Here is a 15,368-nt window from a genome sequence, read left to right as displayed (position 1 = left end):
AATTTGGATAAAAGAAAATATAAAAAGGCTCCTTAGTAAGGGTAGAAACTTAAAGGCAAGCCTTTTTGTGTTTATAATCTGAAAATTTACATTTGAAAAAAAGTTATCGAATGTTATAAAATAAGAACGCATATTCTTATGGTTTTGTCTCTAAAGAAGGATATAAAAAAGGAGGACATTTTATGATATGCCGGATTAAGGATGCAGAAATATACTATGAAATTGTAGGAGAAGGTAAACCAGTCCTTATCATACATGGTTGTGCTCCTGACCATAGGTTAATGAAGAGGTGTATGGAATCAGTATTTCAGAAATATGAAGGTTATCAGAGAATTTATATTGATTTACCTGGCATGGGGAAATCGAATGCTCCAGGGTGGATAAATAGTTCAGATCGTATAGTAGAAGTGCTTATCACATTTATTGAGGAAATCATTTCTGCTGAAGAATTTTTATTGGTAGGAGAATCATACGGGGGATATTTAGCTAGAGGGATACTTTCAAAGATGTTTGAGAGGGTTAATGGATTATTATTAGTATGTCCTGTTGTTGTAGCACAACCAGGAAAAAGACTTCTACCAGATAAACAGGTAATTGTAAGAGATGAGGAATTTTTAAAAACGCTCACTTCAACCGAAAGGGAAGAATTTTGCGAATTAGCAGTGGTAGCGAATGAATATACATATAAGCGATTCAAAGAAGAGATTAAGCCGGGGCTAGATATTGCTAATTATGAGTTTATTGACAGATTGCAAAAAAATTATCCTCTTACTATGGATTTTCATCGTAAGAAATATGAGAAACCCGTTCTTTTATTAGCCGGAAGACAAGATATAACGGTAGGTTATCAAGATATTGTACGAATGATTGAAGATTACCCAAGAGCAACATTAGCGGTGTTAGATATGGCGGGACATAATTTGCAAATTGAACAGCCGGATTTATTTGAGAGTTTAGTTTGGGAATGGATTAGACGAACAGTTTAGCAAAGTTCATAAAATAGTTTAAAAGAAGAATTAATTTATATTTTGCTTGTACTCAAGTTTTGGGACGGCAGAGATTAATATAAGTAATTAACTTATAAATATTTTCAAGGAGGAATTATGAATACATACATCTATATGGTTAGACATGGTGAATCACCAAAATTAGAAGGAAATGAAAGAACACGTGGATTAACTGAGAAGGGAACTTTAGATGCCCATAAAGTAACTGAGATATTAAAAACAGAGGGGATTGATACTTTCATTTCAAGTCCGTATAAGAGGGCTATGTTAACGATAGAAAAGTCAGCTAATTCTCATGAAAAAGAAATAATAGTATATGAAAATCTCAAAGAGTGTAGGTTTTTAAGTGAGGATAAGATTATATCAGATAAGGAAGTGTATCCACTCGTAAAGAAGATGTTTTCTAATCCAGATTTCACACTAACTGAAGGAGAATCGTATGTTGATTGTCAGAGAAGAGTAGTGAAAGTATTAAAAGAAATATTAATAGATTTTCAAGGACATAAAATTGTAGTTGGTACACATGGGCTTGTAATGACATTGATGATGAACCATTTTGATAACCAATATGGGCTTGAATTTTTAATGAATACATCAAAACCAGACGTATATAAGTTAGAATTTAAAGACGAGCAATTAATGAATGTAGAGAAATTGTGGAGAGAAGAATGAAACTGAATATATGGAGTGTGTTTTAAAAGTAACTTTTAAAACACACTCTTTTTTTGAAGAGAAAGCATTTTTATCAACTATTTTTAGAATGTTAAACCAATTTTAAATGTGACAAAACTCCAAACGCTGGATTTATATTCAATAGGAGAAAAAAATGTAGAATTTTGTCTTACTATACACGTTTACTTTTCATTTCTTAACATATAGGCTTTGTGGTGTAAGGGGGGCATCGCCTTTACACTAAAATTATAAGGAGGTCATTGTGATGAAAAAAATGAAGAAATTTGCAGGAGTAGCTCTAGTGGGTTCAATCGGATTAAGTGGATTACTTTTTTTAGAACCAAGTGTAAGCGCTGCAGAAACAACGCAAGTGAAAGAGGAGAAGTTCAATGCTATTAATGTAGCGATGAATCAAAGTGAATCTTATTTATTGAGTGGTAGAAGCATCGACGTTCTTTCTGGAAATAAGGAGGCAATTCAGTTAAACAAATACACAATTAGTTTTAGTGAGCCTGGGAAGTATGTTATTAGAGTAAATGGTTGTATTTATAATGATGTATATACTTTTATTGTGAATGAGTAGTATATGCTCTTGATGTTTAATTAAATATATTTTTTCGGATGAAAAAAGAAACACCCTATTTGCGGTGGGAATCGTAAATAGGGCGAATTATTTGTAAGAAAGTTAATGAAAAGAGTAATTGGTATTAAGTTATGTTTTATATATTTTCATTAATTTGCTCTTTGTTTTTGTTATGTAAAGTATGTAAGAATGTTTGAAATATCTTAAATGATTGCTGAAAGATTGGACTTTGAATAAAAGTGTATAGAAAAGTTACGATGAAAACAGGACCTCCTAGCATATATCCAATAACTAGTACAACACATTCTACAATGATTCGAGCCCGGCTAATAGACAGTCCAGTTTTGTCAGAAATAGTAAGCATGAATTCATCGCGTGGTCCAGCACCAATTCCAGCCGCAACGTACATACCGCCCCCAATACCTGTAATTACAATACCAGAAAACAAAATGAATAAATTTATCCATAAATAATCAGTAGCGTTTGGAAGGATGTTTGATTGTAAGAAAAAGTCCATAATAGGGCCGATAAGCAATGCATTTAAAAATGTGCCTACGTTTATATATTTTGGATCTACTAATAAAGAAATAAGTACGAGGCATAACCCGCATATAACACTCCAAGTACCAAGTGTCCATCCGAATCGTTCATAGAGAGCCATATTTAAAACTTCCCAAGGATGTAACCCGAGGAATTTAACTTTGACTGCAAGAGCGTTTCCGAGCCCAAAGAAAATTAATCCTAAGAAAAAAAGAAAATAGCGAAAGAGAGTTAGTCTCATCTTTTAAACCTCCCATTATATAATTATGTATATTACATGTTAGAATTTCAATGTACAAATATTATGTCTTTTTATGATTTTTTTAAAAGTGTTAACAATGTACATGAAATATACATCTTCACAGTCAAAAAAGTTAAAATATTTCGTTTTAAGGATTATAATAGAGAAAGAAATATAAAAGGGAGTGAACGAATTTGAAACAAGAACTTATTGAAAGATTTACGAGATATGTAAAGATTGATACACAATCAAATGAAGAAAGCCATACAGTACCAACAACACCTGGACAAATTGAATTTGGTAAGTTATTAGTAGAAGAGTTAAAAGAGATCGGATTATCAGAAGTGACGATGGATGACAATGGTTATGTAATGGCGACACTTCCTGCTAATACGGATAAGGATGTTCCTGTAATCGGCTTTTTAGCCCATTTAGATACGGCAACAGATTTTACAGGGGAAAATGTAAAGCCACAAATTCATGAGGATTTTGATGGGAAAGCTATTACGTTAAATGAAGAATTAAATGTTGTGTTAACACCAGAACAGTTCCCAGAATTACCATCATATAAAGGACATACCATTATTACAACTGATGGCACAACACTTCTTGGAGCAGATGATAAAGCTGGTCTTACAGAAATCATGGTCGCAATGAATTATTTAATACATAATTCGCAAATTAAGCATGGAAAAATAAGAGTAGCATTCACACCAGATGAAGAAATTGGCCGTGGACCAGCACATTTTGATGTAGAAGCGTTTGGTGCATCATTTGCTTATACGATGGATGGAGGTCCATTAGGTGGTTTAGAGTATGAAAGTTTTAACGCTGCAAGTGCTAAGTTAACTTTTAAAGGGACAAACACACATCCTGGAACAGCGAAAAACAAAATGCGTAACGCCACTAAGCTTGCTATGGAGTTTAATGGGCATTTACCAGTAGAAGATGCACCAGAGTATACGGAAGGATATGAAGGATTTTATCATTTACTTTCTTTAAATGGTGATGTCGAGCAAAGTAAAGCTTACTATATTATTCGAGATTTTGATCGTGAAAATTTTGAAGTACGTAAAAATAACGTTAAAAATATTGTGAAGAGCATGCAAGAAAAGTATGGCGAAGATGCGGTCGTTTTAGAAATGAATGACCAATATTATAACATGCTTGAAAAAATTGAACCGGTGAGAGAAATTGTTGATATTGCTTATGAGGCAATGAAAAGTTTAAATATTGAGCCGAATATTCATCCGATTCGTGGCGGGACAGATGGATCGCAATTATCATATATGGGATTACCGACGCCAAATATTTTCACTGGCGGTGAAAATTACCACGGTAAATTTGAATATGTTTCGGTAGATACTATGGAAAAAGCTGTTCAAGTTATCGTAGAAATTGCAAGACGATTTGAAGAGCAAGCCTAAAAAGAGAACCAAGTAGTAATGAGTGCTACTTGGTTCTTTTCTATACTAAAAAATACAAGGTAAAGTGATATACTTGTTTACAATATATTTGTAAATTCCTGCTTTGTGAAGGGGGTAATGCTATGAGTGAAAATGAGTTTCATGGTTATATAGGGACATATACAAAAGCAAATAGTAAGGGGATTTATAAATTTATACTTGATACGAAACTTGGAGAAATTAAAGAGATTAAATTAGCAGCTTCTATAGGAAGTCCTACATATGTAACACTTAGTCATAACAATCAATATCTTTATTCAGTTGCGAAAGATAGTAGACTCGGTGGAATTGCTAGTTTTTCCATTTGTAATAAAACAGGTAATCTGGATTTGATTAACACGCAACTTTTAGAAGGGGCATCTCCGTGTCAATTAAGTGTGGATCGAGAGAATAGTACAGTAGTAGCAGCGAATTATCATAAAGGAACAGTTGAATCTTATGTAGTAAAACAGAGCGACGGAAGTATAAATGCTACTACGGCAATTGTAGAACATAAAGGTTCAGGACCGAATAAGGAAAGACAAGAAAAGGCGCATGCTCATTATGTGAATTTTACGCCTGATGAAAAATATGTAGTAGCAGTTGATTTAGGAATGGACAAAGTGATTACATATAAAGAGAGTGACGGGAAATTAATAGAAATCAATGGTTTATCTGTTAAACCTGGTAGTGGTCCGCGGCACCTTGTATTCCACCCCAATGAACAGCTTGCATACATTATGACGGAACTAAGTTCAGAGATTATTGTACTTCAATATGATGCGAAGAGTGGTGGTTTTAAAGAAAAACAATACATTTCTACATTACCTGAAGAGTATAGTCGGGATAGTTATGGAAGTGCGATTCAGATTTCTTCTGATGGTAAATTTGTTTACGCAGCAAATAGGGGACATAATAGTATTGCAGTTTTCCGAGTGAACGAGCACAATGGAGAGCTCGCTTTTATTGAAACAGTATCGGCAGAAGGAGATTGGCCACGTGATTTTTCTTTAGATCCGGATGGTAAATTTTTAATTACTGCGAATGAAAGATCCAATACTTTGACTTTATTTGCTAGGGATGAAATGACAGGTGAGCTGACGCTTGTACAGACGGACGTCAATGTTCCAGAGCCAGTATGTGTGAAGTTTTCACATGTGAAAAATAGGTAGGAGAACATTTATGAATTTTAAAGATTATAAAATATGTCATATATACGGACAACAAATGTGGCATGATCAAGCTATTATTATTGGAAATAAAGAAGGATTAGAGCAATTAAAAAATATGATTGATATAGCATTAAATGAAAATCAAAGTGAAGAGGTTTTCTATCCAGTTGATTTAGCAGGATATAATTTAAAAATTATGTGTGTAGAAGACGATGAGAAATTAGAACACTTATCGTTACCATATCATGATGAAAACTATTATACAAAAAGTGATGATGAAATATCACCTGAAAATATATTGAAAAAAAGCACTCGCCATAAATAAAATGTTGCGTAAGACTCCCAATTTATCCAATTTGCTGCAAATTCTTTTATTTCATTTTTAGTCGGTTTATTTTCGGAACCTGTTATAAATTTAATCGCATTATGCAGACCGACATCGTCAATTGGAAAGGCAGAAGGGAATCGTAAGCATCGCATTAAAACATAGTGAGCTGTCCATGGTCCTATACCCCGAATGTCAGTTAATTGTTTTTCGGCTTGCTTCATATCTTGTATTTGTAATAGAGATTCTTTTGATAATTTACCTTTTGTAATGCGCTGTGCGGTATCAATTAAGTATTCGCACTTTCTTGTAGTCATTTTTAATGTAGCGAGATCTTCTACATCTAGATTTGCTATTATTTCAGGTGATGGAAATATCCAATGTTTTCTATCATTCCATTCTACATAATCCCCAAAGTGCTCAACGAATCTTCTTTTTAAAGTATAGGCATATGTGAGGTTAATTTGTTGACCGATAATTCCCCCAGCATAGTGCTTCAAATAAATCCGGAATTCCCAAAGTACGAAGACCGTAAAATTCTTTAATGGGTTTTTGAAGGAGTGGATCGTGTTTAGCTAATTTATAGAAGGGAGCTAAATCAGTAGTTAAATCAAACCACTCTTTTACATAGTTAGATACGGCATCGTGTACCCATTTTTCAGAGATATATGATTCTCCTAAAAAAAGTATTTGAATATTGCCATCAGTATTCAAACTAATTTCAACTAATGGATTTATGTTTTGAACAGGAATGACTTTATAGATTTTATTATTTTCAATGTGAAACATACATTCATTTTTAGAACGTGAAAGATAGCGTAAGTTTTCTTGAAAACTAAATTCTTTAGGAACGACTAAAGATAATATTTCATTACAACCTTCTGTCATATTTATTCCTCCCGTATTGCTTCTAATTTGAGCAAAGCTTTCTTCATTTCCAAGCCACCTCTAAAACCAGTAAGTTTTCCGTCTTTTCCTATAACACGGTGACAAGGAATTGTAATAAGAAGAGGATTTGCTCCAACAGCGGCACCGACAGCACGTACTGCATTAGGGCTTTGTATTCTTTCCGCAATTTCTGAATAAGAATGTGTCTTTCCATAAGGAATTTCACGTACCGTACTCCATACAGATAATTGAAATTCAGTTCCGTAAGCATCGATAGGAAATGTAAAGGCTTCTCGCTTGTTTTCCAAATACTCGCTGATTTCTTTCGTAAATGTTTGCAAATAATCTGGATTTTGGATGAGTGTATGTTGTGGTAGTTTTTTTCTAGCCCACGTATTTAGTTCTTCAAAAGTTTCATTTTGCGACCCGATGAAGCATAATCCAGTTGAAGTGGCTGCAATATGCATACGCCAATGTTTATGAACAAGCAATGTCCAATATATAGTTTTATTTTCATGTGGTTCCATTATTTCATTCCTCATTTATCTCGTTCTTTTTTCGGTATTCAGTAGGGGTAAACCCTGTCTTCTTTTTAAATAAAGTCGCGAAATATTCCGGGTTTTCTATCCCGACAGCAGTACTAATTTCCATAACGGTTTGGTTCGTATTTAAAAGGAATTCTTTCGCTTTAACGACTCTGAATTGCTGTATATATTCTATTGGACTTATTCCCGTCAATCTTTTGAATGTGCGTTGTAAATGATACGGACTGCCGTGGCACATTTCTGCGAGTAGGCTGAGAGTTAATGCTTCGTTATAATGATTTTTGATATAGTTTTTAATTTGCTCTACCCATTCTTCAATAGGCAAAGTAAGCCCATTTGGTTTACAACGTTTACAAGGACGAAAATTTTCATGCATTGCTTGCTCGGCATGAAGAAAAATTCGTACATTGTTTTTATTCGGTATTCTCGATTTGCATGATGGCCGGCAAAAGATACCAGTTGATTTTACAGCATAAAAGAATTTGTCATCATATGCGGTATCATTCTGAATAATCGCTTGCCAATACTCATTTGTTACTGTGAACTTTTCATTATGCACAGAACATCACCTCTGGCATTAGTATAACCTGAATAAAGTACGTATGTACGTATGTACGTATTTACGAATGTAAGAGCAAGATTACAAAGGTGAAAATGTGATAGTTTCTCACTTTTGTGTTAGCATGGATTTTGAAAGTGCACACCAAGAGGAGGAACATAAATGAAGTTGATTTCATGGAATGTAAATGGTTTGCGAGCAGTTATTGCAAAAGGTGGATTTCTAGAATATCTAGAAGAATCTAATGTAGATATATTTTGTTTACAAGAAATTAAATTACAAAATGGACAAATTGATTTAAATCCAGAGGGATACTATACATACTGGAATTATGCTGTGAAAAAGGGGTATTCAGGAACTGCTATTTTTACGAAAAAAGAACCGATTTCTGTTATGTATGGTTTAGGAATTGAAGAGCATGATCAAGAAGGACGAGTTATTACATTAGAATTTGATGATTTTTATATGATAACGCTGTATACACCAAACTCAAAACGAGGATTAGAGCGTTTAGATTACAGAATGAAATGGGAAGATGATTTCAGGGCCTATATAAAGCGATTAGATGAAAAGAAACCAGTTATTTTCTGTGGTGATCTAAATGTTGCCCATAAAGAAATCGATTTGAAAAACCCAAAAAGCAATCGGAAAAACCCTGGTTTTTCTGATGAGGAAAGGGAGAAGTTTACACGCATTTTAGAAGAAGGATTTGTTGATACGTATCGTTACCTTTATCCTGATCAGGAGGAAGCATACTCGTGGTGGTCATATCGCATGGGAGCAAGAGCGAAAAATATTGGATGGCGTTTAGACTATTTTGTTGTCTCTGAAAGAATGAAAGAGCAGATAACGGATGCAAAAATTAATAGTGAAGTGATGGGATCAGACCATTGCCCAGTTGAATTACATATAGATTTCTAAAAAAGAAGTATCTTCCTGGAGAAAGGAGGATACTTCTTTTTTTATTCAGTTTGTTAAAATTTTTCAAATCATTCTTGAAATAATCTGATATTAAATATATACTTAATAACGATAATCATTATCACTGATAATGAGTATCGTCGGATGAGGGTTGTAAAGAATTTAATACTAGGGGAAGTGAACGAGAATGGCTCTCCATTTTAAGTAGATTTATTAATGATGTGAAATATAGATGAGAAATATGTTTCATGTAATTAGGTTTCATAGTTGAAATAATATATTTAAAGGATTCGAGAGGAGATATACAAAAATGAACAAGAAATTATTTACATTAGGGATGGTTACAGTTTTAAGTGTAGGTTTAGCAGCATGTAATAGTGCGGATAAAACTTCAGGGGAGCAAAAGCAACAGACGAAAGCTACGGAAACGAACAAAGATGAAAAGCGAAAAATTACATATTTAGGTAAAGAATATACAGTGCCAGCAAAAGTAGATAAAATTGCGACAGCTAGTTTAGAGTCAATGGAAGATGCGGCAGTACTTGGAATTAAACCAGTGGGGGCAATTACGATTGGTGGGAAATTACCAGGGAACGTTGCGAAAGATTTAGAAGGTGCGAAATCTATCGGTGAGAAAATGGAACCAAACTTTGAAACATTACTTCAATTAAAACCTGATGTTATTACATCAAGTACGAAATTCCCAGCAGAAGCGGCTGAGAAATTTACGAAGGTAGCTCCAACAATCCCAATATCACATGTTTCTACAGATTGGGAAGAAAACTTAAAATTAATGGGAGAACTATCTGGTAAAAAAGACAAAGCAGAAAAAATTATTAAGGATTATAAAGCAGATGCTGAAAAAGCGAAAGCAAAAATTGGAGATAAGTTAAAAGATAAAAAGGTACTTGTAATAAGATTAAGAGCAAATACATTATTCGTTTATCCAGAAGAAGTATACTTCAACCCTGTAATTTATAAAGACCTTGGGTTAACGGCTCCAGAACAACTTAAAAATGTAAAAGCGCAAGAGAAAATCTCTTTAGAACAATTGGCTCAAATAAATCCGGATTACGTATTTTTACAATATGAAGCAAGTGAAAATAATAAACCAAAAGTACTAGAAGAAATAGAAAGTAATCCAATTTGGCAAAGTGTAAATGCTGTAAAAGAGAAGAAAGTATTTGTAAATACTGTAGATCCTATTGCACAAGGTGGTACTGCTTGGAGTAAAACAGTATTTTTAAAAGAAGCAGTGAAAAATTTGACTAAATAATAAAATTAGTAAGGTGCGTTGAATGATATGCGGAAAATAAATTCACTTCCAATGATAATTTTATGCTTAGCACCCATATGTATTTTACTTACTGTTATTTTATCTATCTTATATGGGACAAAAAATATCGATTTTGAAACGACGTGGAATGCATTGTTTCATTTTGATTCGAGTAATGTAAATCATAATATTATTGTTACGTCTCGTTTACCAAGGGTAATTGGAGCTCTTTTAGTTGGAGCTTTTCTAGCCATATCAGGAGCACTTATGCAGGGGATGACAAGGAATTATCTTGCATCCCCTTCTATTATGGGTGTGACGGATGGTTCTGCTTTTGTTATTACAATGTGTATGGTATTCCTTCCGGGAATGTCTTCAGTCAACATGATTTTATGTTCTATGCTGGGTTCAGCATTAGGCGCAGGAATTGTTTTTGGATTTGGTTCACTGCTTAGAAACGGATTGTCACCTGTAAGATTAGCAATTATAGGAACCGTGATAGGGACATTTTTAAGTAGTCTTTCTGCCGCAATTGCTTCTTATTTTCAAGTCTCTCAAAATATTAGTTTTTGGTACAACGCGAAATTAGATCAAGTAGATCCCAATATACTTAAATTAGCAATTCCGTTTGGTATAGTTGGTATTATTTTAGCACTTCTCATTTCGAAATCTATTACAATCCTTTCATTGGGAGAAGAAGTGTCTATTAACTTAGGACAGCGTACGAAAATTATAAAAGTGACTGCAATTTTATCTGTTGTGTTTCTGACTGGTACAGCAGTTGCTTTAGTAGGGAAAATAGGTTTTGTAGGACTAATTATTCCTCATATTACTCGCTTTCTAATCGGTATAGATTATAAATGGATTGTGCCTTGTGCTGGAGTAATTGGTGGTGTTTTTCTTGCTTTATGTGATGTATTAAGTAGATTTGTAAATTATCCATTTGAAACACCAATAGGCGTTGTTACGTCTCTAATTGGAATTCCTTTCTTCCTTTATTTAATTCGTACAAGAGGGGGAGAGAGACATGCTTAAAGGTTCAAGTCAGCGTTTTGTAATGACTATGGGGACTATTATACTTTTAATTTTATGTACCATTTATATTAGCTTAACGAATGGTACATTTGATATTACAATTACGGATGTCTTTCGAACAATTTTTCGGATTGACCCAGTCCCAGAACATGATTTAGTTATATTTGATTTTAGACTGCCGCGAATCATAATCGCTGGCCTAGTAGGATTAGGCCTAGGGATAGCTGGCGCTGTTATTCAAGGGATTACGAGAAATGGTTTAGCTGATCCGGGTATTTTAGGAGTAAATGCCGGTGCAGGAACTGCAATCGTAATTTTTATGTTCTTTTTCCAAGGACAAGTAAAGAGTACGGATTGGATTTCGATAATGATGATGCCGATGTTTGGCTTAGTTGGAGGGTTAGGCGCGGCTGTATTAATTTATATATTTTCTTGGCGAAATGGAAAGTTAGATTCACAACGCCTTTTACTAACAGGGATCGCAATAGGATCAGGATTCGGAGCATTTTCTATGTGTTTATCATTGAAAATGAAAGCAACTGACTTTGAAATGGCAGCTGTGTGGGTTTCAGGTAGCATATATAATGCAAACTGGAAATACATTATTGCAATGTTGCCATGGCTTATTATATTAATTCCAATTATAAAAAAGAAAGCTTATTTGCTAGATTTATTTCAATTGGAAGAAACGAGTATTACAAGTTTAGGCGTTTCAGTAGAAAGAGAGAAGTCCATTTTGTTATTAAGCAGCATTGGACTTGTAAGTGCATGTGTTGCTGTTTCAGGAAGTATTGGATTTATTGGTCTAATGGCGCCGCATATAGCCAAAAGACTTGTTGGCATTCAACATAAATATGTAATTCCCACATGCGGAGTGATTGGGATGCTACTTGTAATTGCTTCAGATTTTATCGCAAAAACAATTTTTATGCCTGCAGAATTGCCTGTCGGGATTGTTATTGCTATTGTCGGTGTACCGTATTTCTTATATTTACTTTATAAGGCGAAAGCGTAAGAGGAGGAAACAAAAGTGAATATTTTAAGTGCAAAAAACTTAGAAGCAAATTATGAAAAACTTACAGTGTTTCGCGATTTAAATGTGGAAATACAAAAAGGAAAAGTAACGACAATTATCGGTCCAAATGGGTGTGGGAAATCAACACTATTAAAAACGATGGGACGAATTTTAAAACAAAAAAGCGGTAAAGTATATTTACAAGGCCAAGATTTAAATACGATTTCAACGAAAGAAATCGCGAAACAGTTAGCTTTACTTCCGCAAAATCCAATTGCCCCGGGAGAGATTAAGGTAGAAGAGTTGGTTTCTTATGGGCGCTACCCACATCGTAATAACGTGAATAAGTTAACTTCAAAAGATAAAGAAATGATTGATTGGGCATTAGATATTACCAAAACATCAGCGTTTCGGACGAGACAAATTGCGAATTTATCAGGTGGACAAAGACAAAAAGTATGGCTAGCGATGGCTTTAGCACAAGAGACTGAAGTTTTATTATTAGACGAGCCAACGACATACCTTGATATGTCACACCAATTAGATGTACTGCAAATCGTGGAGAAATTAAATAAAGAACATAATTGTACGGTCGTAATGGTACTGCATGATATTAACCATGCAGCGAGATTTTCAGATGAAATTATTGCAATGAAAGAAGGGGAAATTGTTACAATTGGTAGCCCAGAAGAAATTATTACGAATGAAGTATTAAAAGAAGTATTTCATATTGATGCACGTGTCATGATTGATCCATATAATGGGGCCCCTGTTTGTTTCGGTTATGATAGTGTTGTATCCCAAGATGAAAAAGTGGAAATATATGTAACGAGTTAAAGAAGGGGGATATACAATGAATACCACTATCGAAAAACAGCAGATTATTACATCTAATACAGAACGATGGAAAATGTATTCAAAATTAGAAGGTAAGGAATATCAAATTCATATTTCAAAGCCGAGGCAACCAGCACTAGATTCAGGATATCCTGTCATATATGTATTAGATGGAAATGCCTTTTTTCAAACGTTCCATGAAGCGATTAAAATACAATCGGTTAGAGCAGAAAAAACAGGTGTTTCACCAGCTATTATAGTTGGTATTGGATATCCGATTGAAGGGGCATTTTCAGGAGAGGAAAGATGTTATGATTTTACACCTGCCGTAATTTCAAAAGATGCTCCTTTAAAACCGGATGGCAAACCGTGGCCTAAAACAGGAGGGGCACATAACTTCTTTACATTTATTGAAGAAGAATTGAAACCACAAATTGAAAATGTTTTTGAAATCGATAAAGAAAAGCAAACGTTATTTGGACATTCTTTAGGTGGATTATTTGCGTTACATATACTATTTACAAATGTAAACGCTTTTCAAAATTATTTTATTAGTAGCCCGTCTATTTGGTGGAATAATCAATCCGTACTTGAAAAAGAAGAGAATCTTATAAATGAATTAAATGAAGCGAAGGTTGAAACGGGAGTATTCCTTACAGTGGGATCATTGGAACGAGGACATATGGTTGTAGATGCAAATGCATTATCAGAGCGTCTTCTTCAATTCAAACATGAGAAGTTTAGGCTTAAGTTTTATGAGGCTGAAGGAGAGAATCATGCATCAGTTGTACCGACTTCTTTAAGTAAAGGATTAAGATTTATTAGCAAATTTAATTAGTGCATGGGGAGTAACAAAACATTCCATTCATATACTTATGGAGGGTACACCTGTTTCAATTGAAATAGAACAAGTTAAGCAAGCTATTAAAGGAGTAGAGGGTGTACGTGATATACACGATCTTCATATTTGGACAATTACATCAGGATTAGATGCTTTAAGCTGCCATGTAATGATTGATAAAAATCAGGATGATCAAGAATTGCTTCAAAATATTATTAATATGTTAAAGCATGATTTTTATATTGAACACAATACAATTTAAATTAAAACTCTTAAAGAGTAAGCATAGTGAAATGGTTGTTTAATAAAACGAAACGAAGAGGCTATGGAGAAAATTCTCCATAGCCTCTTCGTTTTACGTAAATAGAATTGTCCTTTTTGAAAGTTTTGTTTCAATTTTTCGTCTAAAGAGACAAAAAGTTGTCACAATTCCGTCACAATTAGCATAAACATAAAATAGACGAAATGAACTTACCCCATAAAAGCTCGACTGATTCAACTAATGATTAGTAGGGCTGAAATAAACACCGATTAAAAGTTCACTTTATTCTCAAGGAGGTAGATCGTATGAAAACTATTCTTGCTATCGCTGGGCTTATTTGGGTTTTATCACATGGCATTCCAATTTATGAAGGAGAGCAAATTCGCAGTGCTCTTAATAAACAATTTAATGAATATCATATCATTGATCGACAAGATAACGTTGTTACTGTTCGAGTAAATGACTGTTTTCATACGGTAACTGTTGAAGGAACTTCAGTAGTGAATGACACAAGAGTATGTGATCAACAATAACTTTATATATAATAGGAAGAAAAAAGCCTCAATTCAAATATGTGAAGATTGAGGCTTTTATTTATCCAGCTATTTGCGGGTTAATAATAAGTGGGAGATGAACAAAAACCTCGTTGATTAAAGTTTCACTTAAATGGTTTTTGGAAAAGGGACAGGGTATAATGATAATTGAGATTGAGAAGCTAATAATTTGTTAAGAATAATCATATAAACATTAGATACTCATATGGGGTATCAATACATAGATATTTAATGCTATAATTGATATACTCAAAAAGACATTTATTTTTATCAGATGAAGAGAAACTTTAAGAAGGTGATAATATGGATCATAAAGAACATGAAGCGGTAACACATAGATCAGAAAAAGAAAAAGAGCAAATTATAAATAGATTAAAGCGAATTGAAGGACAAGTCCGTGGTATTCAAAATATGATTGAAAATGATCGCTATTGTGTAGATATTTTAGTGCAGATTTCAGCGATTAATGCAGCGATGAAAAAAGTAGGAATGGGTGTTCTCAAAAATCATACAAGTCATTGTGTTTCAGGTGCTATTAAGGATGGTAATGGTGATGAAGCAATTGAAGAATTAATGACCGTATTTGAACGATTTTCAAAGGCTTAAAAAACAAGCTAGTATCTAACTAGCTTGTTTTTTGTTTATTTAAG

General features: G+C 33.8%; 17 protein-coding genes and 2 pseudogenes. 15 read left to right on the top strand and 4 right to left on the bottom strand.

The genetic code is table 11. The features are described 5' to 3' along the window. Positions 1-182: 182 nt before the first annotated feature. The 3 genes from CQZ94_RS10750 to CQZ94_RS10740 all read left to right on the top strand — a co-directional run bounded on the left by CQZ94_RS10750 (position 183) and on the right by CQZ94_RS10740 (position 2,262). Positions 183-986, top strand: coding sequence for an alpha/beta fold hydrolase (locus tag CQZ94_RS10750; protein ID WP_105585388.1), 804 nt, complete (start codon positions 183-185; stop codon positions 984-986). A gap of 117 nt (positions 987-1,103) precedes the next feature. Continuing rightward, positions 1,104-1,679, top strand: a complete 576-nt coding sequence (locus CQZ94_RS10745) for a histidine phosphatase family protein (protein WP_105585387.1) — start codon at positions 1,104-1,106, stop codon at positions 1,677-1,679. A gap of 265 nt (positions 1,680-1,944) precedes the next feature. Continuing rightward, on the top strand, positions 1,945-2,262 hold the full coding sequence (locus CQZ94_RS10740) for a hypothetical protein (RefSeq protein WP_105585386.1): 318 nt from the start codon (positions 1,945-1,947) through the stop codon (positions 2,260-2,262). Between the two features lie 136 nt (positions 2,263-2,398). Here CQZ94_RS10740 and CQZ94_RS10735 read toward each other — a convergent pair whose 3' ends face one another. After that, positions 2,399-3,043 (bottom strand): YczE/YyaS/YitT family protein, encoded by a 645-nt coding sequence (locus tag CQZ94_RS10735; RefSeq protein WP_105585385.1) that lies wholly within the window; start codon positions 3,041-3,043, stop codon positions 2,399-2,401. A gap of 194 nt (positions 3,044-3,237) precedes the next feature. Between CQZ94_RS10735 and pepT the strand changes: the two genes are divergently transcribed. From pepT to CQZ94_RS10720, 3 genes are all read left to right on the top strand, one after another. Then, positions 3,238-4,470 (top strand): peptidase T, encoded by a 1,233-nt coding sequence (gene pepT, locus CQZ94_RS10730; protein WP_105585384.1) that lies wholly within the window; start codon positions 3,238-3,240, stop codon positions 4,468-4,470. A 122-nt stretch (positions 4,471-4,592) separates the two neighbouring features. After that, entirely contained in the window at positions 4,593-5,660 is a 1,068-nt protein-coding gene (locus CQZ94_RS10725) for a lactonase family protein (protein WP_105585383.1), read from the top strand. A gap of 10 nt (positions 5,661-5,670) precedes the next feature. Then, positions 5,671-5,985, top strand: a complete 315-nt coding sequence (locus tag CQZ94_RS10720; RefSeq protein ID WP_105585382.1) for a hypothetical protein — start codon at positions 5,671-5,673, stop codon at positions 5,983-5,985. On the opposite strand, the pseudogene CQZ94_RS10715 reads toward CQZ94_RS10720, so the two are convergent. The 3 genes and pseudogenes from CQZ94_RS10715 to CQZ94_RS10705 form a co-directional block, all read right to left on the bottom strand. Further along, a pseudogene (locus tag CQZ94_RS10715) lies at positions 5,919-6,873 on the bottom strand (DNA-3-methyladenine glycosylase 2). The gene CQZ94_RS10720 and the pseudogene CQZ94_RS10715 overlap by 67 nt on opposite strands. Before the next feature lie 2 nt (positions 6,874-6,875). Then, positions 6,876-7,400, bottom strand: coding sequence for a methylated-DNA--[protein]-cysteine S-methyltransferase (locus CQZ94_RS10710; protein ID WP_105585381.1), 525 nt, complete (start codon positions 7,398-7,400; stop codon positions 6,876-6,878). A 4-nt stretch (positions 7,401-7,404) separates the two neighbouring features. Then, the gene (locus CQZ94_RS10705) at positions 7,405-7,977 is read right to left on the bottom strand and encodes a bifunctional transcriptional activator/DNA repair enzyme AdaA (protein WP_105585380.1); all 573 of its coding nucleotides are present in this window, start codon (positions 7,975-7,977) and stop codon (positions 7,405-7,407) included. A gap of 162 nt (positions 7,978-8,139) precedes the next feature. Here CQZ94_RS10705 and CQZ94_RS10700 point away from each other — a divergent pair, with 162 nt between their 5' ends. The 9 genes and pseudogenes from CQZ94_RS10700 to CQZ94_RS10660 all read left to right on the top strand — a co-directional run bounded on the left by CQZ94_RS10700 (position 8,140) and on the right by CQZ94_RS10660 (position 15,324). Continuing rightward, entirely contained in the window at positions 8,140-8,898 is a 759-nt protein-coding gene (locus tag CQZ94_RS10700; protein ID WP_105585379.1) for an exodeoxyribonuclease III, read from the top strand. A 310-nt stretch (positions 8,899-9,208) separates the two neighbouring features. Then, positions 9,209-10,174, top strand: coding sequence for an iron-hydroxamate ABC transporter substrate-binding protein (locus CQZ94_RS10695; protein ID WP_105585378.1), 966 nt, complete (start codon positions 9,209-9,211; stop codon positions 10,172-10,174). 27 nt (positions 10,175-10,201) lie between these two features. Next, positions 10,202-11,209 (top strand): FecCD family ABC transporter permease, encoded by a 1,008-nt coding sequence (locus tag CQZ94_RS10690; protein WP_105585377.1) that lies wholly within the window; start codon positions 10,202-10,204, stop codon positions 11,207-11,209. Beyond that, the gene (locus CQZ94_RS10685; protein ID WP_105585376.1) at positions 11,202-12,224 is read left to right on the top strand and encodes a FecCD family ABC transporter permease; all 1,023 of its coding nucleotides are present in this window, start codon (positions 11,202-11,204) and stop codon (positions 12,222-12,224) included. The genes CQZ94_RS10690 and CQZ94_RS10685 overlap by 8 nt, the downstream gene beginning before the upstream one ends. A gap of 15 nt (positions 12,225-12,239) precedes the next feature. Further along, the gene (locus CQZ94_RS10680; protein ID WP_105585375.1) at positions 12,240-13,061 is read left to right on the top strand and encodes an ABC transporter ATP-binding protein; all 822 of its coding nucleotides are present in this window, start codon (positions 12,240-12,242) and stop codon (positions 13,059-13,061) included. Positions 13,062-13,077: 16 nt separating this feature from the next. After that, a complete protein-coding gene (locus CQZ94_RS10675; protein ID WP_105585374.1) occupies positions 13,078-13,899 on the top strand; it encodes an alpha/beta hydrolase in 822 nt (273 codons plus the stop codon). Continuing rightward, positions 13,892-14,207 (top strand): annotated as a pseudogene (locus tag CQZ94_RS10670) (cation transporter dimerization domain-containing protein); the annotation flags it as partial. The gene CQZ94_RS10675 and the pseudogene CQZ94_RS10670, both read left to right, overlap by 8 nt. A gap of 262 nt (positions 14,208-14,469) precedes the next feature. After that, a complete protein-coding gene (locus CQZ94_RS10665) occupies positions 14,470-14,697 on the top strand; it encodes a hypothetical protein (protein WP_105585373.1) in 228 nt (75 codons plus the stop codon). A gap of 324 nt (positions 14,698-15,021) precedes the next feature. Then, a complete protein-coding gene (locus tag CQZ94_RS10660; protein ID WP_000349636.1) occupies positions 15,022-15,324 on the top strand; it encodes a metal-sensing transcriptional repressor in 303 nt (100 codons plus the stop codon). Positions 15,325-15,368 lie beyond the last annotated feature (44 nt).

The sequence above is a fragment of the Bacillus sp. MYb209 genome (assembly GCF_002975175.1).
Lineage (GTDB): Bacteria > Bacillota > Bacilli > Bacillales > Bacillaceae_G > Bacillus_A.
The sequence above is the reverse complement of the archived record's forward strand: the minus strand, read 5'-3'. Positions and strand labels throughout refer to the sequence as shown.

Bases quoted from the DNA above. Each gene is read 5' to 3' on its own strand.
- CQZ94_RS10750 (WP_105585388.1), top strand. From the start codon at position 183: ATGATATGCCGGATTAAGGATGCAGAAATATACTATGAAATTGTAGGA.
- CQZ94_RS10745 (WP_105585387.1), top strand. From the start codon at position 1,104: ATGAATACATACATCTATATGGTTAGACATGGTGAATCACCAAAATTA.
- CQZ94_RS10740 (WP_105585386.1), top strand. From the start codon at position 1,945: ATGAAAAAAATGAAGAAATTTGCAGGAGTAGCTCTAGTGGGTTCAATC.
- CQZ94_RS10735 (WP_105585385.1), bottom strand. From the start codon at position 3,043: ATGAGACTAACTCTCTTTCGCTATTTTCTTTTTTTCTTAGGATTAATT.
- CQZ94_RS10725 (WP_105585383.1), top strand. From the start codon at position 4,593: ATGAGTGAAAATGAGTTTCATGGTTATATAGGGACATATACAAAAGCA.
- CQZ94_RS10720 (WP_105585382.1), top strand. From the start codon at position 5,671: ATGAATTTTAAAGATTATAAAATATGTCATATATACGGACAACAAATG.
- CQZ94_RS10710 (WP_105585381.1), bottom strand. From the start codon at position 7,400: ATGGAACCACATGAAAATAAAACTATATATTGGACATTGCTTGTTCAT.
- CQZ94_RS10700 (WP_105585379.1), top strand. From the start codon at position 8,140: ATGAAGTTGATTTCATGGAATGTAAATGGTTTGCGAGCAGTTATTGCA.
- CQZ94_RS10695 (WP_105585378.1), top strand. From the start codon at position 9,209: ATGAACAAGAAATTATTTACATTAGGGATGGTTACAGTTTTAAGTGTA.
- CQZ94_RS10690 (WP_105585377.1), top strand. From the start codon at position 10,202: ATGCGGAAAATAAATTCACTTCCAATGATAATTTTATGCTTAGCACCC.
- CQZ94_RS10685 (WP_105585376.1), top strand. From the start codon at position 11,202: ATGCTTAAAGGTTCAAGTCAGCGTTTTGTAATGACTATGGGGACTATT.
- CQZ94_RS10675 (WP_105585374.1), top strand. From the start codon at position 13,078: ATGAATACCACTATCGAAAAACAGCAGATTATTACATCTAATACAGAA.
- CQZ94_RS10665 (WP_105585373.1), top strand. From the start codon at position 14,470: ATGAAAACTATTCTTGCTATCGCTGGGCTTATTTGGGTTTTATCACAT.
- CQZ94_RS10660 (WP_000349636.1), top strand. From the start codon at position 15,022: ATGGATCATAAAGAACATGAAGCGGTAACACATAGATCAGAAAAAGAA.